General features: G+C 60.3%; 24 protein-coding genes. 15 read left to right on the forward strand and 9 right to left on the reverse strand.

All coding sequences use genetic code 11. The features are described 5' to 3' along the window. Positions 1-9: 9 nt before the first annotated feature. Both GM655_RS09390 and GM655_RS09395 read right to left on the reverse strand, forming a co-directional pair. Positions 10-927, reverse strand: a complete 918-nt coding sequence (locus tag GM655_RS09390) for a pseudouridine-5'-phosphate glycosidase (protein WP_155434414.1) — start codon at positions 925-927, stop codon at positions 10-12. Positions 928-937: 10 nt separating this feature from the next. After that, positions 938-2,086, reverse strand: a complete 1,149-nt coding sequence (locus tag GM655_RS09395) for a carbohydrate kinase (RefSeq protein ID WP_155434415.1) — start codon at positions 2,084-2,086, stop codon at positions 938-940. Between the two features lie 263 nt (positions 2,087-2,349). On the opposite strand from GM655_RS09395, the gene xapA reads away from it, so the two are divergent. The 7 genes from xapA to GM655_RS09430 all read left to right on the forward strand — a co-directional run bounded on the left by xapA (position 2,350) and on the right by GM655_RS09430 (position 10,956). Next, positions 2,350-3,201 carry a xanthosine phosphorylase gene (gene xapA / locus GM655_RS09400; RefSeq protein ID WP_155434416.1) on the forward strand — a complete coding sequence of 284 codons (852 nt, stop codon included), beginning with the start codon at positions 2,350-2,352 and terminating at the stop codon, positions 3,199-3,201. Between the two features lie 52 nt (positions 3,202-3,253). Continuing rightward, on the forward strand, positions 3,254-4,447 hold the full coding sequence (locus GM655_RS09405) for a phosphopentomutase (protein WP_155434417.1): 1,194 nt from the start codon (positions 3,254-3,256) through the stop codon (positions 4,445-4,447). Next, a complete protein-coding gene (gene deoC, locus GM655_RS09410) occupies positions 4,444-5,406 on the forward strand; it encodes a deoxyribose-phosphate aldolase (protein ID WP_155434418.1) in 963 nt (320 codons plus the stop codon). Before GM655_RS09405 ends, deoC begins: the two co-directional genes overlap by 4 nt. A gap of 42 nt (positions 5,407-5,448) precedes the next feature. Beyond that, entirely contained in the window at positions 5,449-7,836 is a 2,388-nt protein-coding gene (locus tag GM655_RS09415) for an aldehyde dehydrogenase family protein (protein WP_371866762.1), read from the forward strand. 99 nt (positions 7,837-7,935) lie between these two features. Then, positions 7,936-9,258, forward strand: a complete 1,323-nt coding sequence (gene deoA / locus GM655_RS09420) for a thymidine phosphorylase (protein WP_155434419.1) — start codon at positions 7,936-7,938, stop codon at positions 9,256-9,258. Between the two features lie 14 nt (positions 9,259-9,272). Next, a complete protein-coding gene (locus GM655_RS09425) occupies positions 9,273-9,677 on the forward strand; it encodes a cytidine deaminase (protein WP_155434420.1) in 405 nt (134 codons plus the stop codon). Between the two features lie 34 nt (positions 9,678-9,711). Beyond that, positions 9,712-10,956 carry a nucleoside deaminase gene (locus GM655_RS09430; RefSeq protein WP_155434421.1) on the forward strand — a complete coding sequence of 415 codons (1,245 nt, stop codon included), beginning with the start codon at positions 9,712-9,714 and terminating at the stop codon, positions 10,954-10,956. Here the strand turns inward: GM655_RS09430 and GM655_RS09435 are convergent. The 5 genes from GM655_RS09435 to GM655_RS09455 all read right to left on the reverse strand — a co-directional run bounded on the left by GM655_RS09435 (position 10,905) and on the right by GM655_RS09455 (position 14,165). Next, a complete protein-coding gene (locus GM655_RS09435) occupies positions 10,905-11,363 on the reverse strand; it encodes a VOC family protein (protein ID WP_155434422.1) in 459 nt (152 codons plus the stop codon). The genes GM655_RS09430 and GM655_RS09435 overlap by 52 nt on opposite strands. A 79-nt stretch (positions 11,364-11,442) precedes the next feature. Further along, on the reverse strand, positions 11,443-12,219 hold the full coding sequence (locus GM655_RS09440) for a LytR/AlgR family response regulator transcription factor (protein ID WP_155434423.1): 777 nt from the start codon (positions 12,217-12,219) through the stop codon (positions 11,443-11,445). Beyond that, the gene (locus GM655_RS09445; RefSeq protein ID WP_155434424.1) at positions 12,216-13,145 is read right to left on the reverse strand and encodes a sensor histidine kinase; all 930 of its coding nucleotides are present in this window, start codon (positions 13,143-13,145) and stop codon (positions 12,216-12,218) included. Before GM655_RS09445 ends, GM655_RS09440 begins: the two co-directional genes overlap by 4 nt. After that, positions 13,145-13,408 (reverse strand): hypothetical protein, encoded by a 264-nt coding sequence (locus GM655_RS09450; RefSeq protein WP_155434425.1) that lies wholly within the window; start codon positions 13,406-13,408, stop codon positions 13,145-13,147. The genes GM655_RS09445 and GM655_RS09450 overlap by 1 nt, the downstream gene beginning before the upstream one ends. 139 nt (positions 13,409-13,547) lie before the next feature. After that, positions 13,548-14,165 (reverse strand): GNAT family N-acetyltransferase, encoded by a 618-nt coding sequence (locus GM655_RS09455; protein ID WP_229632489.1) that lies wholly within the window; start codon positions 14,163-14,165, stop codon positions 13,548-13,550. Between the two features lie 116 nt (positions 14,166-14,281). Between GM655_RS09455 and GM655_RS09460 the strand changes: the two genes are divergently transcribed. Beyond that, positions 14,282-15,367, forward strand: a complete 1,086-nt coding sequence (locus GM655_RS09460) for an FxDxF family PEP-CTERM protein (RefSeq protein WP_229632490.1) — start codon at positions 14,282-14,284, stop codon at positions 15,365-15,367. Between the two features lie 121 nt (positions 15,368-15,488). Further along, positions 15,489-16,427 carry a choice-of-anchor A family protein gene (locus GM655_RS09465; RefSeq protein WP_155434426.1) on the forward strand — a complete coding sequence of 313 codons (939 nt, stop codon included), beginning with the start codon at positions 15,489-15,491 and terminating at the stop codon, positions 16,425-16,427. Here GM655_RS09465 and GM655_RS09470 read toward each other — a convergent pair. After that, positions 16,390-17,070, reverse strand: a complete 681-nt coding sequence (locus tag GM655_RS09470; RefSeq protein WP_155434427.1) for a TetR/AcrR family transcriptional regulator — start codon at positions 17,068-17,070, stop codon at positions 16,390-16,392. The two genes, GM655_RS09465 and GM655_RS09470, sit on opposite strands and share 38 nt — an antisense overlap. After that, on the reverse strand, positions 17,058-18,527 hold the full coding sequence (locus tag GM655_RS09475; protein WP_155434428.1) for an aminotransferase-like domain-containing protein: 1,470 nt from the start codon (positions 18,525-18,527) through the stop codon (positions 17,058-17,060). Before GM655_RS09475 ends, GM655_RS09470 begins: the two co-directional genes overlap by 13 nt. A 209-nt stretch (positions 18,528-18,736) precedes the next feature. Here GM655_RS09475 and aptA point away from each other — a divergent pair, with 209 nt between their 5' ends. The 6 genes from aptA (at position 18,737) to GM655_RS09505 (ending at position 26,976) form a co-directional block, all read left to right on the forward strand. Then, complete coding sequence (gene aptA / locus GM655_RS09480) at positions 18,737-20,053, forward strand: omega-aminotransferase AptA (protein WP_155434429.1); 1,317 nt, start codon at positions 18,737-18,739, stop codon at positions 20,051-20,053. 30 nt (positions 20,054-20,083) lie between these two features. After that, on the forward strand, positions 20,084-21,199 hold the full coding sequence (ald, locus tag GM655_RS09485; protein WP_155434430.1) for an alanine dehydrogenase: 1,116 nt from the start codon (positions 20,084-20,086) through the stop codon (positions 21,197-21,199). Between the two features lie 31 nt (positions 21,200-21,230). Continuing rightward, positions 21,231-22,733 (forward strand): CoA-acylating methylmalonate-semialdehyde dehydrogenase, encoded by a 1,503-nt coding sequence (locus tag GM655_RS09490; protein WP_155434431.1) that lies wholly within the window; start codon positions 21,231-21,233, stop codon positions 22,731-22,733. A 14-nt stretch (positions 22,734-22,747) separates the two neighbouring features. Next, entirely contained in the window at positions 22,748-24,121 is a 1,374-nt protein-coding gene (locus GM655_RS09495) for an NAD(P)-dependent oxidoreductase (protein ID WP_155434432.1), read from the forward strand. After that, entirely contained in the window at positions 24,121-25,413 is a 1,293-nt protein-coding gene (preA, locus tag GM655_RS09500; protein ID WP_155434433.1) for an NAD-dependent dihydropyrimidine dehydrogenase subunit PreA, read from the forward strand. Before GM655_RS09495 ends, preA begins: the two co-directional genes overlap by 1 nt. 81 nt (positions 25,414-25,494) lie before the next feature. Next, positions 25,495-26,976, forward strand: a complete 1,482-nt coding sequence (locus GM655_RS09505) for an NCS1 family nucleobase:cation symporter-1 (RefSeq protein ID WP_371866763.1) — start codon at positions 25,495-25,497, stop codon at positions 26,974-26,976.

Genomic DNA, 26,976 nt, shown 5'->3' on the forward strand with positions numbered 1-26,976 from the left:
TAGCCTGCTTCAGTTCTGGTGCGCGTGCATGGCCAGTGCCAGTGCGGCGCCGCAGCGCGCATTGTTCTTGACCAGTGCAATGTTGGTAGCGAGGCTGCGGCCATCGGTGAGCTGCTTGATGCGGCTAAGCAGGAAAGGCGTGACCTGTTTGCCCGTAATGCCTTGTGTATCGGCTTCCTGCAGTGCCTGTTCCGTGATCGCGTCGATCTCCGCCTTCGGCATGGCTTCGGCCGCCGGGACGGGATTGCTGACCACCACGCCGCCCTTCAGGCCCAGTTGCCATTTGGTGTGGATGAAGGCTGCCTGTTCGGCTGGCGTATCGAGCTGGAAGTCGGCATTGAAGCCGCTCTCGCGTGTGAAGAAAGCAGGGAAGCCGCGCTGGCCTACGCTCACCACAGGCACGCCATAGGTTTCCAGATATTCCAGCGTGAGGCCGATATCGAGGATGGATTTGACGCCGGCGCACACTACGGCGACCGAAGTGTGGGCCAGTTCCTGCAGGTCGGCCGAAATGTCGAAGCTGGTTTCGGCGCCGCGGTGTACGCCGCCTATACCGCCCGTGACGAACACGCTGATGCCGGCCAGTTCGGCGCAGATCATGGTGGCGGCCACCGTGGTGGCGCCCAGCTTGCGCTGTGCCAGCACGAAGGGCAGGTCGCGCCGGCTGACTTTCATGGCGTCCGGCGAAGTGCCCAGCAGTTCCAGTTGCTGCTCATTCAAGCCTATGCAGATCTTGCCGTCCATGATGGCGATGGTGGCTGGCACGGCGCCTGCATCGCGGATGATCTGTTCCACTTCGCGTGCCATCTGCACGTTCTGCGGATAGGGCATGCCGTGCGAAATGATGGTCGATTCCAGTGCCACGATGGCTTTGCCGGCGGCGCGGGCGGCGGCGACTTCCGGCGAATAGAGGAGAAATTGCTGCATGGGGTATTCCTTAGGATTTCGGGCTAGATGGGAAAAGCGGCGGATGGTAATCGGCCGACAGATCGAAGTCGTGAATTTCATCGAGGATGTCGGCGGCCAGCATGGGCGATACCGTATCCTGGGTTTCCAGCGTCATGGCGGCCACTTTGAGGCCACGGCGGCAGGCCAGCGTCAGATCTTGGCTGCCCTGGTACAGCGACCAGCAGACGGCAGCCGAAAACGCATCACCGGCGCCCGTCACATCCACGACTTCCACCTGATGGGCCGGCAGCCAGACCAGCTCCGTGCCGCGCGTGTGATAGACGCCGTGGCTGCCGCAGGTGACGATCAGATCCTGCGCGCCTTCGGCCTGCACGCTCTGGCAGGCGGCGCGCACATCGGCTTCCGTGGGCAGGGCGCGGCCGACGCGGGTCTCCAGTTCGCCGCGGTTGAGGATCAGCACGCGCAAGCCGCGCAGATCTGCCGGCAAGTGGCTCATCTTGGGCTGCGAGACGGCAATCACGATCAGCGGGACATTGTCGGCGCGCGCGCTTTCCAGCAGCAGGGCCACGCTGGCATGCGGCAGGTTGAGGTCCACCACGGTCATCGCAGCGGAAGCGCGCAGCGGCTGGCGGCTGGTCAGGAATTCCGGCGTAATATGGTCGTACAGCGCCATATCGGCCAGTGCCAGTACCAGTTCGCCACGTTCGTCGAGTATCGCCGTGTAGGTGCCGCTGGCCGTGTCGGGCAGTTTCAGGCTGCCACGTGTATCGATGCCGGCGCGCTCGGCCTGATCCTGCAGGGTGCGGCCGGCCGCATCATCGCCAAAGGCGGTGAGCAGGGCAGCCGGCAGGTTGAGGCGGGCCAGATTTTCCGAAATATTGCGCGCCACGCCGCCATGCACTTCTTCCGCCGTGGCCGGATTGGAAGTGCCATGCTGCAGTGGCGCGATGCTGCGCAGCTTGCGGTCCAGATTGGCAGCGCCTATACATAGTACAGGGCGCTTATCGGGTAACACATAGGCGCGCCCCAGCAGGCGGCGTTCGCGGATCAGGCTGGCGATGTGGCCAGCTACGGCCGAACGTGACAGGCGCAGCTCCACTGCCAGATCCTGCTGCGAAATGAAGGGATTAGCGCGGATCAGTTGATATAGCTGATCTTTTTTAGAGGCGTCGGACATGGCGGTGCAGGCTAGGGCAGGAAATGAAACGGCGGATTTCGGTCGAATAAACAATTGTCTGCGAGTTTAAACATTTGTTTGTGCGGCGTCAATCCCGCTTGCTGGCGTCAATACTGATCCACATAATACTCCTGATTTATATCTGTTTCGTATAAATGTGCAAGAAAAATGGTATTTGCCATACATATGGCCGATGATGCATAGTGTCGGCTTCAGTCCCATGCTGTGCCCCGCGCGGGCTTCCCTAAAACTAGAGGATCTTCATGTCGAACAATTCCCCATTCCAGGCTGCTGACATTATTCGTGCCCGTATTAGTGCTGGTCTTCCTGCCGGTTTCAAACCACGTGTTGCCCTGATTCTGGGCTCCGGTCTGGGTGTGTTGGCCGAACAGATGAGCAATCCTGTCACCATCAGCTACGACGAGCTGCCGGGCTTCCCGATCAGCACCGTGCACGGCCACGCCGGTGAACTGGTGATCGGCACGCTGGCGGGCGTCGATGTGGTGTGCATGAAGGGTCGCGGCCACGTCTACGAAGGCTACGGCCTGGGCGTGATGACCAGCGCCGTGCGCACCATCAAGCTGCTGGGCTGCGAAATGCTGTTCGTGACGAATGCTGCCGGTTCGCTGCGCACCGAAGTGGACGCCGGTTCGCTGGTGGCGCTGACCGACCATATCAACTTCCTGCCGGGCACCCCGATGATGGGCCCGAACGACGAGCGTTTCGGTCCGCGCTTCTTCAGCATGGCCAATGCCTACGATGCCGACCTGCGCGCACTGCTGCACGCTTCGGCCCAAGAGAAGAGCGTGACACTGCATGAAGGCGTGTACATCGCCTACGCCGGTCCTAACTTCGAAACTCCGGCAGAAATCCGCGCCTTCAAGACGCTGGGCGCTGACGTGGTCGGTATGTCGGTAGTGCCGGAAGTGGTGTCGGCGCGTCACTGCGGCCTGAAAGTGGTAGGCGTTTCGGCCATCACCAATCTGGCCGAAGGCCTGTCGCCGTTCCCGCTGTCGCATGAACAGACGCTGAAATATGCTGCCGTGGCAGCGACCTCGCTGATCGACGTGATTCTGGCCTTCCTGGCCAACGTCGCCAAAACGCAGCAGGCGTAACAACCCCGAGGGGCGGCTAGTCCGCCCCTTTGCATTTGAGGAGCTGGAAAACATGAAACGCGCATTTATTCTGCTGCTGGATTCCTTCGGTCTGGGCGCTACGCCGGACGCAGCGAAATACAACGACGCGGGCGCCAACACCTTCGGCCACATCGCCGAGCGCATCGCCGCTGGCGGCCAGCCGCTGGCCCTGCCCACCCTGGAAAAACTCGGGCTGGCAGCGGCCGCCCAACTGGCCAGCGGCCAGTGGGCCGCTGGCTTTGACCAGCGCGAAGGCTTTACGGCCGCCTATGGCGCGTCGCGCGAACGCTCGACCGGCAAGGATACCCAGTCCGGCCACTGGGAAATCGCTGGTGTGCCGGTGGAATTCGACTGGGGCTATTTCCCGAAAACCGTGCCATCGTTCCCCGCCGAACTGACGGCCAAGCTGCAGGAACTGGGCAAGGTGCCGGGCTTCCTCGGTGACTGCCACGCTTCGGGTACGGAAATCATCAACAAGCATGGCGATGAACACGTCGCTTCCGGCAAGCCGATTATCTACACCTCGGCCGACTCGGTGCTGCAGATCGCTGCGCACGAAGAATCGTTCGGTCTGGAGCGTCTGTACGAACTGTGCGAGATCGCGTTCAAACTGGTCGAGCCGTACAACATTGGCCGCGTGATCGCCCGTCCATTCCTGGGCGCCAACGGCAACTACACCCGTACCACCAACCGTCACGATTACGCAGTTGCACCACCGGCGCCGACGCTGCTCGATCACGTCAAGAACGATGGCGGCGAAGTTATCGCGCTGGGCAAGATCAGCGACATCTTCGCAGCGCAGGGCGTTTCGCGCGTGGTCAAGGGCAAGGACAATATGGCGCTGTTCGACGCGCTGCTGAAAGTGCAGCAGGAAGCGGGCGACAAGTCGCTGACCTTTGTGAACTTCGTCGACTTCGATCAGGCTTTCGGTCACCGCCGCGATGTGAACGGCTACGCGCAGGCACTGCGCGAAATGGATGCGCGTCTGCCGGAATTCATGGCTGGTCTGAAAGAGGGCGATCTGGTGGTGCTGACCGCCGACCATGGCTGCGATCCGACCTGGCCCGGTTCCGACCACACGCGTGAACATATCCCGATGATCTTCTTCGGTCCGCAAGTCAAGCCGCAGGCACTGCCGATTTCCGAAACCTTCTCCGACATCGGCCAGACTCTGGCCCATCATCTCGGCGTCAAACCACTTTCCAACGGAAGCAATCTGTTATGACCATCATCTCCGACTTCAAGCGCAACGAAGCGGTCCCCCTCGATCTGGGCTGGATCAATCACATCCACATCAACAAGAGTGCGGCCGACCGTCGTGCTGCCAGTCTGGCCAATCGCCGCACGGTGAAGAAGGAATATCAGGCAGCGTGGCTGATCAAGGCCATCGGCCTGATCGACCTGACCACGCTGTCCGGTGACGATACGCCGGGCCGCGTCGAGCGCCTGTGCATGAAGGCCATGCGCCCGCTGCGCAGTGACTTGGTGGAAGCCATGGGTCTGCAGGACTACCCGCTGACCACTGGCGCCGTATGCGTCTATCACGAGATGATCAAACCGGCCGTGCAGGTGCTGCAAGGCCGTCTGCCGATTGCGGCCGTATCGACCGGTTTCCCGGCTGGCCTGACCAGCATGGAAACCAAGGTGCGCGAGATCGAACTGTCGGTGGCTGCTGGCGCTACCGAGATCGATATCGTCATCACCCGCCAGCACGTGCTGACGGGGAACTGGCAGGCGCTGTATGACGAAATGCTGGCTTACCGCAAAGCCTGCGGCGAAGCCCACGTGAAAGCGATTCTGGCGACGGGTGAACTGGTCACGCTGGAAAATGTGGCGAAAGCGTCGTGGGTGTGCATGATGGCCGGTGCCGATTTCATCAAGACTTCGACCGGCAAAGAACCTGTCAACGCCACCATCCCTGTGTCGCTGACCATGGTGCGCGCGATTCGCGACTACCACGAGCAGACCGGCTTCAAGATCGGCTACAAACCTGCCGGTGGCGTGAGCACGGCCAAGGCTGCGCTGCAATACCTGACGCTGATGAAAGAAGAACTGGGTAATGAATGGCTGCAGCCGCACCTGTTCCGCATTGGTGCTTCCAGCCTGCTGACCGACATCGAACGTCAGCTTGAGCACTATGTGACCGGCAATTACTCGGCCGCCCATCGTCACGCGCTGCCTTAAATCGTTAGCGCGCACCTTAGCCTACAGAATATCGGACACGTCATGCCATCAATTAAAGAGATCCTCAACACCATGGAATACGGCCCTGCACCCGAAAGCACGAAAGAAGCGCAAGCATGGCTGGACCAGCATGGCCGTAGCTTCGGCCTGTTCATCAATAACGAGTGGAGCGCAGCAGGTGAGCTGTTCGCCTCCATCAATCCGGCCGACGCCAGCAAGCTGGCCGACCTGACCCAAGCCACTGCCGGCGACGTCGATCGCGCCGTGGCCGCAGCCCGCGCTGCGCAGCCGGGTTGGCAGGCATTGGGCGGCCATGGCCGCGCCAAGATCATGTACGCGCTGGCCCGTCTCATGCAGAAGCATGCGCGCCTGTTCGCCGTGCTGGAAACGCTGGACAACGGCAAGACCATCCGCGAAACCCGCGACGTCGATCTGCCGCTGGTCGCGCGTCACTTCTACCACCACGCTGGCTGGGCCCAGCTGCAGGCGGAAGAATTTGCCGACTACCGCGCCGTGGGCGTGGTGGGCCAGATCGTGCCGTGGAACTTCCCGCTGCTGATGCTGGCATGGAAAATCGCGCCTGCCATGGCAGCAGGTAATACCATCGTTTTCAAACCAGCCGAATTCACGTCGCTGACTGCCATGCTGTTCGCCGAGATCTGCGTACAGGCTGGCGTACCGGCCGGTGTGGTCAACATCGTTACGGGCGACGGCCGCGTAGGTGAAGCCATCGTCACCCATCCGGGCATCGACAAGCTGGCCTTTACCGGCTCGACCGAAGTCGGTCGATTGATCCGTCAGGCCAGCGCTGGTAGCGGCAAGAAGCTGTCGCTGGAACTGGGCGGCAAGTCGCCATTCATCGTGTTCGACGATGCCGATCTGGATGCTGCTGTCGAAGGTCTGGTCGATTCGATCTGGTTCAATCAGGGGCAGGTATGCTGCGCCGGTTCGCGCCTGCTGGTGCAGGAATCCGTGCAGGAGAAATTCCTCGCCAAGCTGCGCGCCCGCATGGACAAGCTCACGCTCGGTTCGCCGCTGGACAAGTCGATGGACATTGGCGCACTGGTCGATCCTATCCAGCAGCAGCGTATCGCCGGTCTGGTCGATTCGGCACGCGCCGAAGGCTGCACCGTGTACCAGCCAGCGTGCGAAATCCCTGCCAACGGCGCATGGTATCCACCGACTCTGATTACCGGCGCATCCACTTCTGCTGCGGTAGCGCAGGCAGAAATCTTCGGCCCTGTGCTGGTGGCGATGAGCTTCCGCACGCCGCCGGAAGCTGTGCAACTGGCCAACAACACTGTGTACGGTCTGGCCGCCTGCGTGTGGACCGAGAACATCTCGCTGGCGCTGGACATGGCACCGCAGATCAAGGCTGGCGTGGTGTGGATTAACACCGCCAACCAGTTCGACGCCGCTTGCGGTTTTGGTGGCTACCGCGAATCCGGCTATGGCCGCGAAGGTGGCCGCGAAGGCATGTATGAGTACATGACAGCGCTGGCCGAAGATGCCCGTCCTGCCGCACCGGTACAGCCGGAGCAAGGCAAGGCCAAAGCCAAGGCCACGCTGGCCACGGGCGGCGGTTTCGCCATCGACCGTACGGCCAAGCTGTACATCGGCGGCAAGCAAGCCCGCCCTGACGGCGCCTACAGCCGCGCCATCAATGGCGTGGATGGCAGCTTCATCGCTGAAGTGGGCGAAGGCAACCGCAAGGACATCCGTAACGCTGTCGAAGCGGCGCACAAAGCTGGCGGCTGGAGCAAAGCCACGGCGCACAACCGCGCGCAGGTGCTGTACTACATCGCTGAAAATCTGGCAGCACGTGCCGACGAATTCGCTGCCCGCATCGCCGCCATGACGGGTGATCGCAATGCCGAAAAAGAAGTGCAGGCATCCATCGAGCGCCTGTTCTACTACGCGGCATGGGCCGACAAATACGACGGTCTGGCACACCAGCCGCCTATGCATGGCATTACCGTGGCACTCAATGAGCCGATCGGCGTGATCGGCATCGTCTGCCCGAACGAAGCACCGCTGTTGGGCTTCATCTCGCTGGTAGCGCCGGCCATCGCCGTGGGCAACCGCGTGGTGGTAGTGCCGTCGGAAGCGCATCCGCTGTCGGCCACCGATCTGTATCAGGTGTTCGATACGTCCGATCTGCCGGGTGGTGTGGTCAACATCATCACCGGTAGCGCCGATGAACTGGCCCGCACGCTGGCCACTCACAGCGATATCGATGCGGTATGGCGCCACGATGGTTCTGCTGCCGGTTGCGCCGAAGTGGAGCGCCTGTCGGCTAGTTCGCTCAAGCGTACCTGGGTAGGTGGCGCCAAAGGCCGCGACTGGTACAGCACGGCGCAAGCCGGTGGCCGTGCCGTGCTGGCCCACGCTACGCAAGTTAAAAATATCTGGATTCCTTACGGCGTTTAAGCCGCCACGGACTGCCAGCGCCGTCTAAAAGCGGCAAAGTAGGGCGGGTCTGCGGACCCGCCTTTGTGCTTTCAATACCTTATACCTGTGGAGTGTTCCATGTTTTTACCTCAAGAGATCATACGCAAGAAGCGTGACGGCGGTGTACTGAGCGCCGAAGAGATCCAGTTCTTTGTAGGCGGGATTACTTCCAACCGCGTGACCGAAGGTCAGATCGCCGCACTGGCGATGGCGGTATTTTTCAACGACATGACCATGGACGAACGCGTGGCGTTCACGCTGGCCATGCGTGACTCGGGTGAAGTGCTGGACTGGCGCTCGCTCGACCTGAACGGTCCCGTGGTCGACAAGCATTCGACGGGCGGCGTGGGCGATGTCGTGTCGCTGCTGCTGGGCCCTATGGTGGCAGCTTGCGGCGGCTACGTGCCGATGATTTCGGGCCGTGGTCTGGGCCACACCGGTGGCACGCTGGATAAATTCGATTCGATTCCCGGCTACACGACGGTGCCGGACAATGCGCTGTTCCGCAAAGTGGTCAAAGAAGTGGGCGTGGCCATCATCGGCCAGACCTCGTCGCTGGCACCATCGGACAAGATCTTCTACGGCGTGCGCGATGTAACCGCAACGGTGGAATCGGTGGCCATGATTACCGGCTCCATCCTGTCGAAAAAACTCTCGGCCGGTCTGGATGCACTGGCGATGGACGTTAAAGTGGGCAGCGGCGCGTTTATGCCGACCTACGAAAAATCCGTGGAACTGGCCGACAGCATTGTCAAAGTGGGCAATGGCGCGGGCATGATGACCTCGGCCATCCTGACCGACATGAATGAATCGCTGGCACCGTATGCTGGTAACGCCATCGAAGTGCGCGGCGCGCTCGACTACCTGAGCGGCCGTTCGCGTCCGGCCCGTTTGCACGAAGTGACCATGGCGCTGTGCGCCGAAATGCTGGTGCTCGGCAAGCTGGCTGCCAATGAAACGGAAGCGCGCGCCAAGCTGCAAGCCTGCCTCGATAATGGCAGCGCGGCAGAACGCTTTGCCCGTATGGTGGTCGCACTCGGTGGTCCGGCTGATCTGATGGAAAATCCGGATCGCCATCTGGAACGTGCGCCTATCGTGATGCCAGCGCCTGCCCTGAGCGCAGGCTATGCCGCCAGCACGGATTGTCGTGGTCTGGGTCTGGCCGTGGTCAGCCTCGGTGGTGGCCGTCGCCGCGCTGCCGACCCGATCGACTTCGCTGTGGGTCTGACCGATCTGGTTGGCCTGGGTGACAAGGTGGAAGCGGGCCAACCGCTGGCCATGGTGCATGCGCGCACGCAGGAAGCGGCCGAGCAGGCCGTGCGTGAAGTGCAGGCGGCCTACCAGATCAGCGCCGTGGCACCGGCCGCTAATCCGGTGATCTACCGTACCATTCGCCCTTAACCGAAAGACGCCTGATGAATAAACAGGAACTGATCGCCCAAGCCGCCGCCGCGCGGCTCAAGGCTTACACGCCTTACTCCAACTTCAAGGTGGGGGCAGCACTGCTGACCCGTGATGGCAAGGTGTTCCACGGCTGTAATGTGGAAAATGCTTCCTATGGCCTGTGCAACTGCGCCGAGCGTACTGCCTTCTTCAGTGCGATTGCCGATGGCTATCAGCCGGGCGACTTCGCTCAACTGGTGGTGATAGGCGAAACGGATGGCCCGATAGCACCGTGCGGCGCCTGCCGTCAGGTGACGCTGGAACTCGGTGGTAATGAGCTGCCCGTGCTGCTGACCAATCTGAAAGGCGATGTGTTCGAAACCACCGCGGCGGCGCAATTGCCGAACGCGTTTGGTGGCGCCGATCTGAAGAAGTAAGCGCGACGGAAACGAAGATAGAAATACGATCAGGATGGCCTACAAAAAAACCATCGATGTGCAGGCTGCCGTGGCGATTGCTGCGGCAGAAGCCATCAGCGCCAAGACTCAAGGGACTTTCGGCGTCGGTGGCCTGATGCTGGACCAGCACGGCAACGTGCTGCAGTCCGTGCACAGCAATGTGATCAAGCAGGGCCTGATTTTCGATCCGACCGCCCATGCCGAACGCCAGCTAATCGACTGGTATTACGCGGAAAAAGCCCGCGGCACGGCGCTGCCGCCACCAGGCGAAGTCACCATCGTGACTTCGCTCGATCCCTGCTGCATGTGTGCGGGGGCGATACTGGCGGCCGGTTTCAATGTGCTGGTGGCGGCGCCTGACCACAATGCCGGCATCAACTATGATGGCACGGCCAGTTTCGTGGCGTTGCCGGCAGCCTTGCGCCCGCAGGCGGCGGGCAGTTTCAGCTATCCGGCTGTGCTGGGCGCTTCGTCTTACCAGCGCAGTGCTTCCGGTGCCGCACCCAAGTCTTTCTTCATCGGTAAGACGATAGCCGAACCAACACAGGCCTTGTGTTCGCTGGTGTTCGAAGCCACTTCGGAAGCCGTGCTGGCACTGTTCCAGAATGATCTGCCGCGCGAGCAGTTGCGCGACCCTGCCACGCTGCCGGCCGACCATGCCATCGTGCAGGGCCTCAAGCAGTTGTATCCCGATGCGCTCACGCACCGCTGCATGCCGCAGCAGCCCGATGCGGGGCTGGCACCCTTCCTCAAACAGGCCATGCTGCGCGACCGCGAACATGGCGGCGCCGGCGACGCGGTAGCGCTGCTGGACGGTTTTGGTAATCTGCTGTTGTGCATGAGCGGGCGCTTGAGCCAGTCCGGCATACGCAGCGCCTTCATGGAAACCACACGCGCTTATGCCCAGTTGCGTTACAAGCTGATGGCCGGCGCTACGCCGGAACGCCAGCAGGAAGTGCAGCAGTATCTGGGCCACCCGAAAGAGGGGACGTTTGTGTTTGCGCTGGGGCCGGATGCCAGTGCCCTGAGTTTCATGAATCTGGGCGCTTATGGCTCCACCATGGAGGGGCCACTACCTATCTACAATCCGGCCCAGTTCCAGTATGTGCTACCGCGTCTGGCGGACGCGGCACTGGAGCAGATATGCGCAGCCATGCCGCCGCTGTATCGCGACGTGATCCGCATACGTCCTGTGGCCGTGGCCGATCAGTTGCTGATAGACGAACTGAGCGAACTGAGTGCCTGCGCCGGATCGTAAGTGCCTATACTCCAGACGTGACCTTCGGGGTCACGGCAGGTAAAGCCCCGGCCGCCGTAATCTTCATCCTGAATATCCAGCACGATCTGGCCACCCATTTCGCGCACGCGGTCGTACACTTTATCGGCATCGTTGACTACCAGATAGCTACTTTGGGTGACGAACTGGCCGATGTCCTGCGGCTGTTTGAGCAGGCGGCCATATTCCGTGTCGACTACCGATGCGAGCATCACCATGCTGCTGCCGAAGCCTAGCTGGGCGTGGGCAATGCTGCCGTCTTGGTTCGGTACGACCAGCGTGGCCGTGAAGCCAAAGGTGGTACACAGCCAGTCGATGGCGGCTGGCGCATCGCGGTAGCGCATGCAGGGCACGACATTGCATAGCGTCGTCTTGGGTATGCTGTCCATGTTACTCTCCCGTAGGTGGTTGGAATGGATATACTCAGCGTAGCCCAAGCAGTATAGCCCGATGCGTGGCAAGGGCTGATTACATTTGCTGGAACAAATGAGTGTTGCCGCGGCTTACTTCCAGTGCTGCGTCAGCACCTTTCACTTTCACCATCTGGCGCCCGCGCAGATCGCGTCCCACGGAATCGATGGCGTCCACGCGCACCAGCGTGGAGCGGTGGATGCGCCAGAATTCATCGGGGTCGAGTTCGTCGGCCAGTTCTTTCAGGGTTTTGCGAATCAGCACTTCGCCCTGTGCCGTACACACGCGCGTATATTTTTCATCGGCCTGGAAATACAGGATTTCGCGTGTGCTGATCATGCGCAGGTTCTGTCCTACCTGCGCCTGTATCCAGCGCAGGTATTCGCGTTTTGGCTGCGCCGTATGCTGGGCCAGTAGCGCGCCAAGCTGGCGCGTGATGTCCTGCGGCTGGGTGCCCACGCGCGCCTGCAGGCGCGCACAGGTCGTCTTCAGACGTTCGCCGCCGACCGGCTTGAGCAGATAATCGAGCGCACCTTGTTCGAATGCCTCGATGGCGTACTGGTCGTAGGCCGTGACAAAGACCAGATGGCAGCGGTTGAACAGCAGGCGCGCCGCTTCGATGCCGGACATGCCGGGCATGCGGATGTCGAGGAAAACGATGTCCGGCTCGTGTTGCGTGGCCAGTTCTACCGCTTCCACACCGTTCGCCGCTTCCGCCACGATATCCAGCGTGGGCCAGCTTTCGTGCAGGCGGGCGCGCAACTGGGCGCGCATGGGCGCTTCGTCATCGGCGATCAGGGCCGTGACACGCTGGTTGCTGGCCGGCTGATTCATTTGGCTGCTCCGGCAAAGATGTCGGGTGCATAGGGCAGACGTACGCTGGCACGGGTGCCACCCGTGAGCGGCGCTTCCAGCACTAGCTGGGCGCGGTTGCCGTACAGTATGCGCAAGCGTTCACGTACATTAGCCAGGCCTATGCCATCGGCCGCGTGCAGATTGAAGCCCACGCCGTCGTCGAGCACATCCACTTGCAGCACGCCCTGATCGACGCTGGCACGGATATCGATGCGGCCACCGGCGATCTTCGGTTCCAGCCCGTGCTTGATGGCGTTCTCGATCAGAATCTGCAGCGTCATGACGGGGAAAGTAGCGCTCAGCATTTCCTGCGGCACGTCGATCGAGACGGCCAGCCGGGCACCCATACGGGCCTGCATGATGGCCAGATAGGCGCGCGACATGTCGATCTGGCGGCCCAGCGTGCCGGCGCCGGCGGCGCGCATCTGCGGCAGCGTGGCGCGCAGATAATCGATCAGGTTCTGGTGGATGCGCGCAGCTTGCGGCGGGTCCGTCTCGATCAGCTGGCCGATCAGGGCCAGCGTATTGAACAGGAAGTGCGGCTCCACCTGTGCCTGCAGGGCGGCCATGCGCGCTTCCACCACGCGCCGTTCCATGCTTTCTTCGTCGGCCTGATGGTGGGCATGCAGGGCTTCCAGTTCGGCCTTGCGCTTGCCGCCAGCCAGTACTTTCAGACCCAGCGACAGCATGATGAAGGCCACGGCCTGTTTCGACAGGCCGAATGGCGTCAGGCCCAGCAGCAGCAACAATACCCACACGATGATCAGCTTGCGCCATTCGACCTGGGCCAGCCAGTCGAAGAAGCGCCACCAGATCGCGACGGCGGTTTCGCCGATTTCGCGGATCAGGTCGAGCAGACCTTTGGCGTTGGCGTAGCTGCTCTGTGCCAGACGCGATTTGGCCATCAGTTGATGTCCTTGAAGCGTGGATCACGGCGGCCGTGGATGAAGCTGGCACCGACCATGACCTTGAACACCATGAACACGACGAACAGTACCAGCGCCAGTGGCAGCACGGCGACGATCAGGGCCAGCAGCAGGGCGGCGGCCAGGATGGCTTGCGGCGACATGCGGCGCAGCAGACGGCCGCCGAAGCGGGCCACGCGCACGAAAGCTTGCAGCACTTCTTCGAGGAAATTGTAGACGGATTGAGCGGTGATCTTTTTCATGATGCGACTCCGGTTTCGTTGGCGATGGAGTTACTTTAGCAAAGCGTTTTTGCTTGGGGCAGCGCGATACGATCAACGGTTGTTTCTTAGGGATAAGTGCGGTAAAAGCGCCGACGAATGGTAAACCGCGCTGGCCCGCTCAGTCTGCCGTGCGCTCGCGCGCGCTGCGCCAGTCGCGCGCCAGCAGGCCGAGGATCAGGCTATCGGAGATTTCGCCCGCGACGAACCAGCGTTCGCGCAGATGGCCTTCGAGCCGGAAGTGCAGACTTTGCAGCAGCCGCACGGAAGCGGCATTGTCGGGATGGATGTCGGCCTCGATGCGGTGCAGGCCCAGCGGGCCGAAGCCATAATCGAACACGGCGGTCAGTGCTTCCTGCATATAGCGCTGGCCCCAGTAGGGACGGGCCAGCATATAGCCGACGTCGCAGCGCGCATTCTGCCGGTCGAAGTGATATAGCGTGACCACGCCCACCACGGCCTGATCCTGATCGACCAGGGCCCAGCGCAGGCTGCTGCCATCGGCATAGCCTTGCAGTGTCTGGGCAATATAGTCGCTGGCTTGCGTCATGTCCTGCCAGGGCGGGCAGCTCCAGTAGCGCACCGCCTCGGCATCGGAGAATAACTGGAACATGGCGCCTGCGTCCTCGGCGCTTACAAAGCGCAGGGTCAGGCGTGGCGTGTGCAACGGGACGGGCTGGAAGGCGGGCATGGCGCAAGCGGGCGGTGAACAGACCTGCCAGCTTAGCCCAGAATGCATGTTGCTGACTAGTCATGGTAAATTTGTAACAGGCAGTGTACAAATAGCAATTATGCTTATAAAATAGCAATTTCGGCTGGCGCAGGGGCGCACGGCCTCTTTAAATGGAGAATTTCATGCTGAAGCCTACCCGTTTTGCCGTTGCGATTGCCGCCCTGATCTCCAGCAGCGCCTATGCTGCTCCACTGACTGCACAGCAGATGCTGCAGCAATTTAACGTGGTGGTGACGGGCGACGTGAATTCGACTTCGCACGTGGATGGCCGCAGCTATGTGGGCGGCAATGTGGTGGGCGGCGACTATGTGCAGCACGTCAGCGATACGCCTGCCTCGGCCTATGCGGGCCTGACTGTCGGCGGCAAGCTGAGCGGCAATGTCCACGTGAATGGCCTGGGCATGGTGGTGGGCGGCGATGTGCAGGGCGTCGCGGTAAATTCGGGTGAAAGCTATATCGGCGGCAATGCCAGCTCGTCCAGTCTGAATGGCAATGCCTGGGTGGTGGGTTCGGCCGATGGCATCAACTTCGGTAACCTGATCCATGCTGCCAGCTATAACAATATGAATCTGAATGGCAAAGTGCTGGGTGCACCAACCGCCACCATGAACAGCACGCTGGCCGCTGCCACTTCGACCAACTTTGGCAATGTGATGACTGGCCTGTCCAGCCAACTGGCGGCGCTGCACGGCACGGACGGTGCATCGGTCGACTTCAGCAATTCTAACCACAAAGTGACGTTTAGCGGTACCGCCGTCAACGGCGTACTGGTGTTCGACCTGACCACTCTCGATAGCCAGGTGTTCTCGTCCACTACGGCGGAATTCGATTTCAATCTGCACGGCGCCAGCACGGTGATTTTCAATACCAATGACAAAAATCTCAGCGTTTCGGCCAACTTCCTCGGTGGTTCGGCGCAGGCGCTGGGTAGCAAGCTGATCTGGAATTTTGCCGGTGCCGAGAGCGTCACTATCGGTGCCACGTTTGGTGGCCAGATGCTGGTAGCCAATGGCACGCTGAACGACATGAATCATGCCAATGTCGAAGGTGGCGTGTTTGCCAAAGCGCTCAACCAGACGGGTGAAATTCACTTGCAGAGCTTTAGCGGTACGATCCCTACGACCCCGGTACCGGAGCCGGAAACCTATGCCATGCTGCTGGCCGGGCTCGGCCTGGTCGGTGCACTGGCACGCCGCCGCAAGCAATAAGAGCAAAAGTACAAAATTCTGAAAATAAGCACATTTTAATTTCCGAGTGGAAAAATAGTTCCATACGGAAATTTAATGTGCTATCCTCGAAGTAAGTTAAATTTCTTTGAGGGAATTTCAGATGAAAGTAGTGTTCAAGTCCGCGCTGGCGTTCGCCTGCATGACCGTGGTAGCTGCCGGTAGCGTTCAGGCCGGCGTGGTTGATCTGAACCTGCATGGCGCCAACGTTTTTGCGCTGACGGATTTCAAAGCTCCGAGCTCAGATGTGGAAGGGGCTATACTTGCCGGGCGCGATGTCCAGTTGAGCAACTATTCGGTCAACGACAAGAATTTCGATGCTTACGGCAGTTATTCCCTCATCGCTGGGCGCAATCTGAGTTTCAGCAGCGGCTCTATCAAGAACGGCAATACCTATGTGGGCGGCACGGCCAATGTGACCCAGTCGGTCGACGTGTACGGCAAAAAAATTCAAACGGGCGCAGCCAATGCGCCGGCGAATCTGACGGCGCTCGCGACGCAGTTGAAATCGACATCGAGCTCGCTGTCCACGCTGGCCACTACGGGCAGCGCTACAGTACAGTGGGGCGGTCTGAACATCACTGGCAGCAAGAGCAAGGTCGAGGTGATCGATATCGACGCCAAGACCCTGTCCAGCGTGAGCTACTTTAACTTCAGCAACCTCAGCAGCGGTTCTACCCTGATCTTTAACATCAGCGGCACTTCGGGTGCGTTCTACGGTGGCTATCAGGGTTTCGAGAAGTACAACGTGCTGTTCAACTTCTATCAGGCTAAAGACCTCGGCATCCACACGGGCCTGACGGCCAATGTGCTGGCGCCACTGGCCACCGTCAACGGCGGCAGCGGTGTCATCAACGGCAATGTGGTGGTGGATAACTGGCTGTCCTCGGTACAGATCAATGCCAATCACTTCTTCAAGCCTACGCCAGTGTCGGGCTTTATGACGCCGGTGCCGGAACCGGAAACCTATGCCATGCTGCTGGCTGGTCTGGGCGTGGTGGGCGTTATGGCGCGCCGGCGTCAGCGCACTGCGGCACGCTGATCGCTGCCAGCACCATGTTGACGATGGCTTGTTCGCCATCGTCAAAATCTTTTTTAGTCAGTTGTTTTCGGTTCAGCACCAGTGCCATCTGCGCCGAGAAATCGGCATAGGACTGGGTCATGGCCCAGATGGCAAACAGCAGATGGGTGGCGTTAATCGGCGCCACCTTGCCCGCCGCGATCCATTTCTCGAACACTTCGATATCCTTGCGCAGCAGCGGAATCACGCGGCGCTGGATCTGGGTGCCATATAGCTGCGCGCCGCTGATCACTTCCATTGCATACACGCGCGAAGCCCACGGCTGTTCGCGCGAAAACTTCAGCTTGGCCTGGATGTAGGTGCGCAGCACTTTGGCCGGTTCCTGATCTTCCGCGGCCAGATGTTCCATTCGTTCCAGCCACTCGTCCAGCACTTCGTCGAGCACGCGCTGATAGAGCGCCTGCTTGGTGGGGAAGTAGTACATCAGGTTCTGCTTCGACAGCCCGGCTTTCTCAGCCACGGCAGCGATCGAAGTACCTTCGTAGCCGCATTCGGCAAATACCCGTACGGCGACAGCGGCAATGTCTGCTTCCAGCTTGTCGCGATTGAGTACGCGCCGTTTGATTTTCGGCGCTGCTTCCGTAGTGGGCTTTATGGTCGACATAGTTGTCTCAGGAAGGTCAGCAATTGGGGGTGGTCGGCATACGCGACGTTGTAGCGGAACCAGATGGTTTCCGGTGCGCGCAGCAGGAAGAAATCGCACGGCGATAGCAGGATGCCGGATTTGAGCGCCAGATCGGCGATCAGTTTGCCGTTCCATTCCGCGTCCGGTGCGGTAGGCCAGCCGGCGCTGACGAACATGCCGCCGCGCGGCCGCGCGATCGGCGTCATGCCCACGCTGGCCAGACCGTCGATGGTGCGCTCGCGCCCCGCATCGAGCTGGCCGATCAGCTTATCCACCATGCGCTTGTAGGGCCGCGCCGTGATGGCGTGGTACACGGCGCGCTCGTTGATTTCGGAAGTGGTCAGGCCGGCCAGCATTTTCACGCGCAGCAGTTCCGGCAGCAGCGACGCGGAAGCGCAGATAGAGCCTACCCGCAGCACCGGCGACAGGGTCTTGGAAAAACTGCCGACGCGGATCACGCGGCGCAAGCCATCCATGGCCGCCAGCGAAGCTTCGCCGCGCGGTGCCAGTTCGCGGTAGATGTCGTCTTCCACCAGCCAGAAGTCGAACTGTTCGGCCAGCCCCAGCAGGCGGTGCGCCTGCGCCACGCTGAGCGAAGTGCCGAGCGGATTCTGCAGCACGGTGTTCACGAACATCAGCTTGGGCTGGGTTTGCGCCGCCTGTTTCGCCAGCGCTTCCATGTCCAGCCCCTGTTCGCCACGCGGAATACCGACGGCGATGCAGCCGTGGTGGCGGATCAGCGATAGCAGATTGCTGTAGCCGGGATCTTCCACCAGCACAGTGTCGCCCGGCTTGGTCAGCGTACGCAGGATCAGATCGAAAGCGTGGGTAGCACCATGGGTCAGCAATATCTGGTCGGCTTCGATGGGGAATAGTTCATCACCGAGCGTGGCGGCCAGATGCTGGCGCAGCGAAGGGAAGCCGAGCGGATGGCCATAGCCACGCAGGCGGTTGGCCGGTATGCGCATGGCGTGGCGCACGGCGTCGAGGATGGTGTCTTCGCCATACCAGTCGGGCGGCAGCCAGCCCGCACCGACGGGTAGCGCTTCCGATACGCCCGAATACAGATCGGGCGTGAGCGCATCGATGGCATTCGGAATGGCATGGATGGTGGACGGCAGCAGGGTGGCAGGCAGGTCCTGTCTGGCCACGAAATAGCCGGAACCGCGGCGCGATGACAACAGCCCCAGTGTCACAAGGCGGTCATAGGATTCAACAACTGTAAAGGTACTGATGCCATTACACTTGGCAAATTGCCGGACTGAAGGCATTTTCGTACCGACGCGCAACTCGCGCGCCGCCACCATCGCACTGATCGCCGCCACGATCTGATCGACCAGTCCCCCTTTGCGCTGGCGCTCTATGGGCACGACGGGCCAGGCGGAAGCACGGGCGGCGCCCGATGCGTTTTCCTGCTGCCCATTCCCAGCTTCCATGCCTGACTCCCTGTGCGGTGCACCCTGATGTAAAACGTAACTGTAATGTTTTTGCTACCTGTACGGTTGGGCAGTTTTGATATTTGTGTATCTGTGCCATCATTGTTGCGCTGTCTATTATTGCATCATCATTTTGCCAACTGGTAAATTTTTTTACGGTTTGTCAAAAAGCCCCGTTTCGAACGCCAGCCGTACAACAGGAGATGAGCATGAACGAGTCCAGACCAGCATCGATGGCATCCTTCTGGATGCCATTTACCAATAACCGCGACTTCAAGGCCCACCCGCGGCTGCTGGTGTCGGCGCAAGGCATGTATTACAAGGACGTGGATGGCAACAGCATCCTTGATGGTACGGCCGGTCTGTGGTGCGTACCGTGCGGCCACGCCCAGCCGAAGATTGTGGCTGCTGTGCGCGAGATGGTGGGGCAGTTGGACTTTGCGCCGACCTTCCAGATGGGCCACCCTGCCGCCTTCGATCTGGCCGAACAGCTGATGGAATACACCAACCACCGCTTCGGCCAAGTGTTCTACACCAACTCCGGTTCCGAGTCCGTCGATACGGCGCTGAAGATTGCGCTGGCCTATCACAAGGCCCGTGGTGAAGCCAGCCGCACCCGTCTAATCGGGCGCGAGCGCGGCTATCACGGCGTGGGGTTTGGCGGCATTTCGGTAGGCGGCATCGCTGGTAACCGCAAGCCGTATGGCGTGATGCTGCCCGGCGTCGATCACCTGCCGCATACGCACAATCTGGAAAAGAATGCCTACACGCGCGGCGAACCCGAATACGGCACCGAGCTGGCCGATGAACTGGAACGCATCGTCGCGCTACATGATGCTTCCACCATTGCTGCCGTAATCGTCGAGCCGGTAGCCGGTTCCACCGGCGTGCTGATTCCACCCAAAGGCTATCTGAAACGCTTGCGCGAACTGTGCACCAAGCATGGCATCCTGCTGATCTTCGACGAAGTGATTACCGGCTTCGGCCGTCTCACCACGCCATTCGCCTCCGACTACTTCGATGTGGAACCGGACATGATGACCACGGCCAAAGGCCTGACCAATGGCGTGATTCCCATGGGTGCTGTGTTCACCAAAAAGCATATCTACGACGCCTTCATGGAAGCGCCGGCCGGCATCGAACTATTCCACGGCTACACCTACTCGGGCCATCCAGTAGCCTGCGCTGCTTCGCTGGCCACGCTGGAAGTGTTCAAGGAACAGAAGATCCTTGAAAACGCTGCCGGTCTGGCCGAATACTGGGCCGACGCTGTGCACTCGCTCAAAGGCCTGCCGCATGTGATCGACATCCGCACCATAGGCCTGATCGCCGGCATCGAGCTGGCACCTATTCCCGGCAAGCCCGGTGCGCGCGCCTTCGCCGCGTTCAAACAGGCCTTTGCCGACGGCATCCTGATTCGTACTACCGGCGACATCATCGCTCTGTCGCCACCTCTGATACTGGAGAAAAAACACATCGATGAACTGTTTGGCAAACTCACGACGGTCCTCAAAAATCTGGCATAGCAACTGAGCCAGTCACACAAGGAGAACAGCATGCTGGTAGGTGTCCCAAAAGAGATCAAAAACCAGGAGTCCCGCGTCGGCCTTACCCCGGCCAGCGTGAAGGAACTCGTATTGCGTGGTCATCAGGTTCTGGTGCAGAAGCATGCCGGCGCGGCCATCGGCCTTAGCGACGCCATGTATGAAGGCGCCGGTGCCAGCATCGTCGAGACGGCAGGCGAGATTTTTGCCCGCGCCGAGATGATCGTTAAAGTGAAGGAGCCGCAGCCGGAAGAATGCGCCATGCTGCGCAAGGGGCAGATACTGTACACCTATCTGCACCTCGCGCCGGACCCTGAGCAGACCAAGGCACTGGTGGCATCGGGCGCGGTCTGCATCGCCTACGAAACTATCACGGGGCCGAACGGCGGTCTGCCGTTGCTGGCACCGATGAGCGAAGTGGCCGGACGTATGTCGATACAGGCTGGCGCTGCCCATCTGGAAAAATCCAAAGGCGGCATGGGCTTGCTGCTGGGCGGTGTACCCGGCGTGGCAGCAGGCCATGTGGTGATTATCGGCGCCGGTGTGGTCGGCACCAATGCGCTGCAGATGGCGGTAGGCATAGGCGCTCGCGTCACCATCCTTGATAAAAACGTGGACCGGCTGCGCCAGCTCGATCTGGTGTATGGCAACCGTATTAGCACGCTGTACTCGAATGCCCACACCATCGAACAGGCCGTGCTCGATGCGGATCTGGTGATAGGCGGCGTGCTGGTGCCTGGTGCAGCAGCACCCAAGCTGGTGACCAAGGAAATGATCGCCCGCATGAAGTCCGGTGCGGTGGTGGTGGACGTTGCGATCGATCAGGGCGGCTGCTTTGAAACCTCGCATGCTACTACCCACGAGCAGCCGACTTTTGTGGTGGATGGTGTGGTGCATTACTGCGTGGCGAATATGCCGGGCGCCGTGGCGCGCACCTCTACCTTTGCATTGAATAACGCCACCATTTCACACGCGGTGGCACTGGCGGATAAAGGCTGGCAGAAAGCACTCAAAGCCAACCCGCATCTGAAGCATGGTTTGAATGTCTGTCTGGGTCATGTCACCTACGAAGCGGTGGCGCATGGTCTGGGCTATACCTACGTGGACGCGGACAGCCTGCTGGGCTGAACGCATAGAGAGAAATTAGCGAGAGAAACCTATGAGCACTCTGGATACGATTACCCATTACATCAACGGCGTGGCAGTCGATACGCAAAGCGGCCGCTATGCGGACGTGTTCAACCCCGCGCTGGGGCAACCGGTAGCCAGAGTGGCTCTGGGTACGACGGATGAAGTGGATGCTGCCGTGCGTGCAGCGGAAGCTGCCTTCCCTGCATGGTCGTCCACGCCGCCGCTGACGCGTGCGCGCGTGCTGTTCAAATACCTGCAACTGTGCCAGCAGCACACCGACGAATTTGCCGCCATGCTGACGCGCGAACACGGTAAGACTTTTGCCGATGCACAGGGCGAAGTGGCACGCGGTATCGAGATGGTGGAATTCGCCGTCGGCATACCGCAGATGCTGAAAGGCGAATTTACGGACCAGATTTCGCGCGGCATCGACGCATGGTCGATGCGGCAGGCACTCGGCGTGGTGGCCGGTATCACGCCGTTCAACTTCCCAGTGATGGTGCCGATGTGGATGTTCCCCGTTGCCATCGCTTGCGGTAACACCTTTGTGCTCAAGCCTTCCGAGCGCGATCCTTCACCTTCGCTGCTGCATGCCAGGCTGCTCAAGGAAGCCGGTCTGCCTGACGGCGTATTCAATGTCGTGCAGGGCGATAAGGTCACGGTTGATGCGCTGCTCGATCATCCGGTGGTGCAGGCGGTGAGCTTTGTCGGCTCGACCCCAATTGCCGAATACATCTATGCGCGCGGCAGTGCCAGCGGCAAACGCGTGCAGGCACTGGGTGGCGCCAAGAATCACATGGTGGTGATGCCCGACGCGGATATGGAAATGACGGTCGATGCGCTGATGGGCGCGGCCTATGGATCGGCCGGCGAGCGCTGCATGGCCATCTCGGTGGTCGTAGCCGTCGGCGATGCCGGCGACAAGATCGTCGATGCACTGGCAAAGCGCACCGCTGCACTGAAAGTGCGCGATGGTATGGCGGCCGATGCCGAAATGGGGCCGGTGGTATCGAGCGCCGCCAAACAGCGTATCGAACGCCTGATCAGCGAAGGCGTGGAGCAGGGCGCCAAGCTGGTGGTGGATGGCCGCAACTATGTGGTGCCCGGACGTGAGAACGGCTTCTTCGTCGGCGGCACGCTGTTCGATCATGTCACGCCTGATATGACGATCTACAAGGAAGAGATTTTCGGCCCTGTGCTGTGCATGCTGCGCGCACCGGATGTGGGTACCGCAGTAGCGCTGATCAACCGTAACGAGTACGGCAATGGTGTAGCGATCTACACGCGCGATGGTGGTGTGGCACGCGAATTCGTGCGCCAGATTCAGGTAGGCATGGTGGGCGTGAATGTGCCGCTGCCGGTGCCGATGGCATTTAATAGTTTTGGTGGCTGGAAGCGTAGCCTGTTTGGCGATCACCACGCTTACGGCCCTGAAGGTGTGCGCTTCTATACACGGCATAAAGCTGTGATGCAGCGCTGGCCAAACACGGCTAGTGCTGGCGCAGAATTTGCATTCCCACAGATGAAATAAATCTCACGGAAACCATGATGATCGAATCTCTCAAATACATACCGCATCCCAAGGAAGCCAATGAATCATTGGCTAAACACTTCACCGATCTGGCGCCCGCACTCAACGAGCGACAGGCGGCGATAGAAAGTGCTCGCTGTCTGTATTGCTACGATGCGCCTTGCACACGCATCTGTCCTTCGGAGATTGATGTAGCAGCCTTCATCCGCAATATCCACGACGGTAACGTGAATGGTGCGGCGGCCGGCATCCTGCAGCAGAACATACTCGGCGGCAGTTGTGCGCGCGTGTGTCCGACCGAAATCCTGTGCGAGGATAGCTGCGTGCGTAACCATGATGCGGAAGGCCAGCCCGTCAAGATTGGCCTGCTGCAGCGCTACGCCATCGATCACATGTCGTTTGCTGAACATCCGTTCAAACGTGCTGCCAGCACGGGCAAGAAAATCGCCGTGGTGGGTGCCGGTCCGGCAGGGCTGTCGTGTGCACACCGGCTGGCCATGCTGGGCAATGATGTGGTGGTATTCGAAGCCAAGGAAAAATCCGGTGGTCTCAACGAGTACGGCATCGCCAAGTACAAGCTGACCGATAACTTCGCACAGAAGGAAGTCGAATTCCTGCTGCAGATAGGTGGCATCGAAATCCGTCACGGCCAGACCCTGGGCGGCAATCTGCAATTGAAAGACTTGCATGCGCAGTATGACGCGGTGTTCCTCGGCCTCGGCCTCGGTGCCAGCAAGCAGCTGGGCCTGACGGGTGAAGATGCACCGGGCTTGCTGGCTGCTGTCGAGTACATCGCCGCGCTGCGCCAGACGGAAGATCTGAGCAGCTTGCCCGTACCGGCTCGCGCCATCGTGATTGGTGCCGGTAACACGGCCATCGATATGGCGGTGCAGATCCAGCGCCTCGGTGCGGACGAAGTCACGCTGGTGTATCGGCGTGGCTTCGAAGCGATGAGCGCGACCGAACATGAACAGCACATTGCCAAGGAAAATCAGGTACGCATGCGCACGTGGGCCCAGCCGCAGCAGGTGCTGCTGGACGACGCTGGTCGTGTACGCGGCATGCGCTTTGAAAAAACCGCCATGAACAATGGCCGTCTGGCTGGCACCGGTGAGACTTTCGAGATAGCGGCGGACGCCATCTTTAAAGCCATCGGTCAGAGCATGGACGAAACGAGCATCAGTGATCCACTGGCGAAAACGCTGAAACGCGACGGTGACAAAATCCACGTCGACGATCAGTTCCGCACAGTGCTGCCACGTATCTACGCTGGCGGCGACTGTGTGGCGCCCGGACAGGATCTGACCGTGCAGGCGGTACAGCACGGAAAACTGGCGGCCATCGCCATCCACCAAGATATCAACGCACTGAAAGCGGAGGCCCAATAATGGCTGACCTGAGTATAGAATTCTGCGGGATCAAATCCATCAACCCGTTCTGGCTGGCGTCGGCGCCGCCGACGGATAAAGCCTACAACGTGGTACGCGCGTTTGAGGCCGGCTGGGGCGGCGTGGTGTGGAAGACGCTGGGTGAAGACCCGGCGGCCGTCAACGTCTCCTCGCGTTATTCTGCGCATTACGGCAAGAACCGCGAGGTAATAGGCTTTAACAATATCGAGCTGATTACCGACCGTCCGCTGGAAGTGAATCTGCAGGAAATCACCCAGGTGAAGAAGGACTGGCCGGATCGCGTCATCATCGTTTCGCTGATGCTGCCGTGCGAAGAAAAACTGTGGGCCGATATTCTGCCGAAAGTGGAAGCGACGGGCGCTGACGGCATCGAACTCAATTTCGGCTGCCCGCACGGTATGCCGGAACGCGGCATGGGCGCGGCAGTAGGGCAGGTGCCCGAGTATGTGGAGATGGTCACGCGCTGGTGCAAGACGCACAGCAAGCTGCCCGTCATCGTCAAGCTTACGCCGAATATCACCGACATCCGTGCACCGGCCCGTGCTGCCAAGGCTGGTGGTGCCGATGCCGTTTCGCTGATCAACACCATCAACTCCATCACCCATCTCGATCTCGATCAGATGGTGGCTTTCCCTGTCGTCGGTGGTGCCAGCACGCACGGTGGCTACTGCGGTTCGGCCGTGAAGCCTATCGCGCTGAACATGGTGGCGGAAATCGCACGTGATCCGGCCACCCGTGGCATTCCTATCTCGGGCATCGGCGGCATCAGCAACTGGCGTGATGCGGCCGAATTCATGGCGCTAGGTGCGGGCTGTGTGCAGGTCTGTACGGCCGCCATGCTGCATGGCTTCCGCATCGTCGAACAGATGAAGGATGGCCTGTCGCGCTGGATGGACGAGAAGGGCTACAGCAGCATCAATGATTTCGTCGGCAAGGCGGTACCGAATACCACGGACTGGAAATACCTGAACATGAACTATCAGGTCATTGCCCAGATCAATCAGGATGACTGCATCAAGTGCGGCCGCTGCTATGTGGCTTGCGAGGATACCTCGCACCAGTCCATCAACCAGCTGATCGATGCTGCCGGTGTGCGTACCTACGAAGTCAATAAGGAAGAATGCGTAGGCTGTAATCTGTGCGAGATCACTTGTCCGGTGCAGGGCTGCATCACCATGGTGCCGCAGAACACAGGCAAGCCTTATATGAACTGGACGCAGGACCCGCGCAACCCGCGCGCGGAAGCGGTGAAAGCGACTGAAACCGCATAGGGGCAAAGACTTCAGGAGGCAGTGAGTTAGGTACGAAACTTGCAGCGTTGGCGTATAGTTCAATTTTCTGGAGAATGCCCCGTGAGCGAAATACAAACTGGTAGTACGCAACTATGGAATGAAGATCTGGCGCCTACGTCAGCAGCGCAACGTACCTGGCGCTGGTATCACTTTTCAGCCTTGTGGGTGGGGATGGTCATGTGTATCCCCGCCTATACGCTGTCGGCCAGTCTGATCGAAAGCGGCATGTCCGGCTATCAGGCGGTGCTCACGGTATTTCTGGCCAACGCCATTGTGCTGCTGCCGATGCTGCTGATCGGCCATGCCGGCACCAAGTACGGTATTCCGTATGCGGTGCTGGCGCGTGCGTCGTTCGGCACGGCCGGCGCCAAACTGCCGGCGCTGATGCGCGCCATTGTGGCCTGCGGCTGGTATGGCATCCAGACCTGGTTCGGCGGCCAGATGATCTACACGCTGCTCGGTGTGATGCTGGGCGGCGAGTTCGGTGGTGCGGCGATTGCTGGTCTCGGCATCAACGGCGGGCAGTTGCTGTGCTTCCTGGTGTTCTGGGCCATCCAGTTCTGGTACATCGTGCACGGCATGGATGCGATCCGCAAACTGGAAACCTACACGGCGCCGCTGAAGATCCTGATCTGCTTTGTGTTGCTGGGCTGGGTGTATAACAAGGCGGGCGGCTTCGGCGATCTGCTGTCGGCACCTTCGCAGTTCGTTGAAGGCGGCAAGAAGGCTGGCCAGTTCTGGTCTGTGTTCTGGCCTTCGCTGACGGCCATGGTGGGCTTCTGGGCTACGCTGGCGCTCAACATTCCCGACTTTACCCGCTTCGCCAAAACGCAGCGCGATCAGGTGATCGGCCAGTCGGTCGGTCTGCCGGTGCCTATGGGCTTGCTGGCCATGATGGCCGTGATCGTGACCTCGGCTACCGTGGTCCTGTACGGCAAAGCCATCTGGGATCCGGTCGATCTGTCCAGCCGCATGACGGGCGTGGCCGTGCTGATCGCACTGCTGATACTGCTGATCGATACGGTATCGGTGAATCTGGCGGCGAATCTGGTCGGCCCGGCCTACGATTTTTCTTCGCTGGCGCCTAAGCAGATTTCGTACAAGATCGGCGGCTATATCACGGCCGGCATTGCGATCCTGATGATGCCATGGAAGATACTGGAATCGACGCAAGGCTATATCTTTACGTGGCTGATCGGCTACTCGGCTTTGCTGGGGCCTATCGCGGGCATTCTGATTATCGATTACTACATGGTGCGCAAGACGGAACTCGATGTGCCGGAACTGTACCGCGAAGATGGCCAGTATTCGTATGGCAGCGGCTGGAACGTGACGGCACTGGTGGCTTTCGTGATCGGCGTGCTGCCGAATATTCCGGGCTTCCTGAATGCGGCTTTCCCTGCTGCCTTCCCCGACGTTGCACCGATTTTTAAAACGCTCTACACCTACGCATGGTTTGTCGGTATCGCCATTTCGGCCGTGGTGTATGGCCTCATGATGAAGGGTAAGGCGCTGCCTGCAGCACAGGCGGCCCGCCCGTAA

Source organism: Pseudoduganella danionis (assembly GCF_009720775.1).
In the GTDB taxonomy this organism is placed as follows: domain Bacteria; phylum Pseudomonadota; class Gammaproteobacteria; order Burkholderiales; family Burkholderiaceae_D; genus Rugamonas; species Rugamonas danionis.

What these genes read in the sequence shown, in the direction of transcription:
- deoC (WP_155434418.1), top strand. Translation starts at nt 4,444, where the DNA reads ATGACCATCATCTCCGACTTCAAGCGCAACGAAGCGGTCCCCCTCGAT.
- GM655_RS09475 (WP_155434428.1), bottom strand. Translation starts at nt 18,527, where the DNA reads ATGGAAGCTGGGAATGGGCAGCAGGAAAACGCATCGGGCGCCGCCCGT.
- GM655_RS09450 (WP_155434425.1), bottom strand. Translation starts at nt 13,408, where the DNA reads ATGAAAAAGATCACCGCTCAATCCGTCTACAATTTCCTCGAAGAAGTG.
- GM655_RS09440 (WP_155434423.1), bottom strand. Translation starts at nt 12,219, where the DNA reads ATGAATCAGCCGGCCAGCAACCAGCGTGTCACGGCCCTGATCGCCGAT.
- ald (WP_155434430.1), top strand. Translation starts at nt 20,084, where the DNA reads ATGCTGGTAGGTGTCCCAAAAGAGATCAAAAACCAGGAGTCCCGCGTC.
- GM655_RS09405 (WP_155434417.1), top strand. Translation starts at nt 3,254, where the DNA reads ATGAAACGCGCATTTATTCTGCTGCTGGATTCCTTCGGTCTGGGCGCT.
- preA (WP_155434433.1), top strand. Translation starts at nt 24,121, where the DNA reads ATGGCTGACCTGAGTATAGAATTCTGCGGGATCAAATCCATCAACCCG.
- aptA (WP_155434429.1), top strand. Translation starts at nt 18,737, where the DNA reads ATGAACGAGTCCAGACCAGCATCGATGGCATCCTTCTGGATGCCATTT.
- xapA (WP_155434416.1), top strand. Translation starts at nt 2,350, where the DNA reads ATGTCGAACAATTCCCCATTCCAGGCTGCTGACATTATTCGTGCCCGT.
- GM655_RS09430 (WP_155434421.1), top strand. Translation starts at nt 9,712, where the DNA reads ATGGCCTACAAAAAAACCATCGATGTGCAGGCTGCCGTGGCGATTGCT.
- GM655_RS09425 (WP_155434420.1), top strand. Translation starts at nt 9,273, where the DNA reads ATGAATAAACAGGAACTGATCGCCCAAGCCGCCGCCGCGCGGCTCAAG.
- GM655_RS09415 (WP_371866762.1), top strand. Translation starts at nt 5,449, where the DNA reads ATGCCATCAATTAAAGAGATCCTCAACACCATGGAATACGGCCCTGCA.
- GM655_RS09495 (WP_155434432.1), top strand. Translation starts at nt 22,748, where the DNA reads ATGATGATCGAATCTCTCAAATACATACCGCATCCCAAGGAAGCCAAT.
- GM655_RS09395 (WP_155434415.1), bottom strand. Translation starts at nt 2,086, where the DNA reads ATGTCCGACGCCTCTAAAAAAGATCAGCTATATCAACTGATCCGCGCT.
- GM655_RS09445 (WP_155434424.1), bottom strand. Translation starts at nt 13,145, where the DNA reads ATGGCCAAATCGCGTCTGGCACAGAGCAGCTACGCCAACGCCAAAGGT.
- GM655_RS09390 (WP_155434414.1), bottom strand. Translation starts at nt 927, where the DNA reads ATGCAGCAATTTCTCCTCTATTCGCCGGAAGTCGCCGCCGCCCGCGCC.
- GM655_RS09470 (WP_155434427.1), bottom strand. Translation starts at nt 17,070, where the DNA reads ATGTCGACCATAAAGCCCACTACGGAAGCAGCGCCGAAAATCAAACGG.
- GM655_RS09465 (WP_155434426.1), top strand. Translation starts at nt 15,489, where the DNA reads ATGAAAGTAGTGTTCAAGTCCGCGCTGGCGTTCGCCTGCATGACCGTG.
- GM655_RS09460 (WP_229632490.1), top strand. Translation starts at nt 14,282, where the DNA reads ATGCTGAAGCCTACCCGTTTTGCCGTTGCGATTGCCGCCCTGATCTCC.
- GM655_RS09490 (WP_155434431.1), top strand. Translation starts at nt 21,231, where the DNA reads ATGAGCACTCTGGATACGATTACCCATTACATCAACGGCGTGGCAGTC.
- GM655_RS09455 (WP_229632489.1), bottom strand. Translation starts at nt 14,165, where the DNA reads ATGCATTCTGGGCTAAGCTGGCAGGTCTGTTCACCGCCCGCTTGCGCC.
- GM655_RS09435 (WP_155434422.1), bottom strand. Translation starts at nt 11,363, where the DNA reads ATGGACAGCATACCCAAGACGACGCTATGCAATGTCGTGCCCTGCATG.
- deoA (WP_155434419.1), top strand. Translation starts at nt 7,936, where the DNA reads ATGTTTTTACCTCAAGAGATCATACGCAAGAAGCGTGACGGCGGTGTA.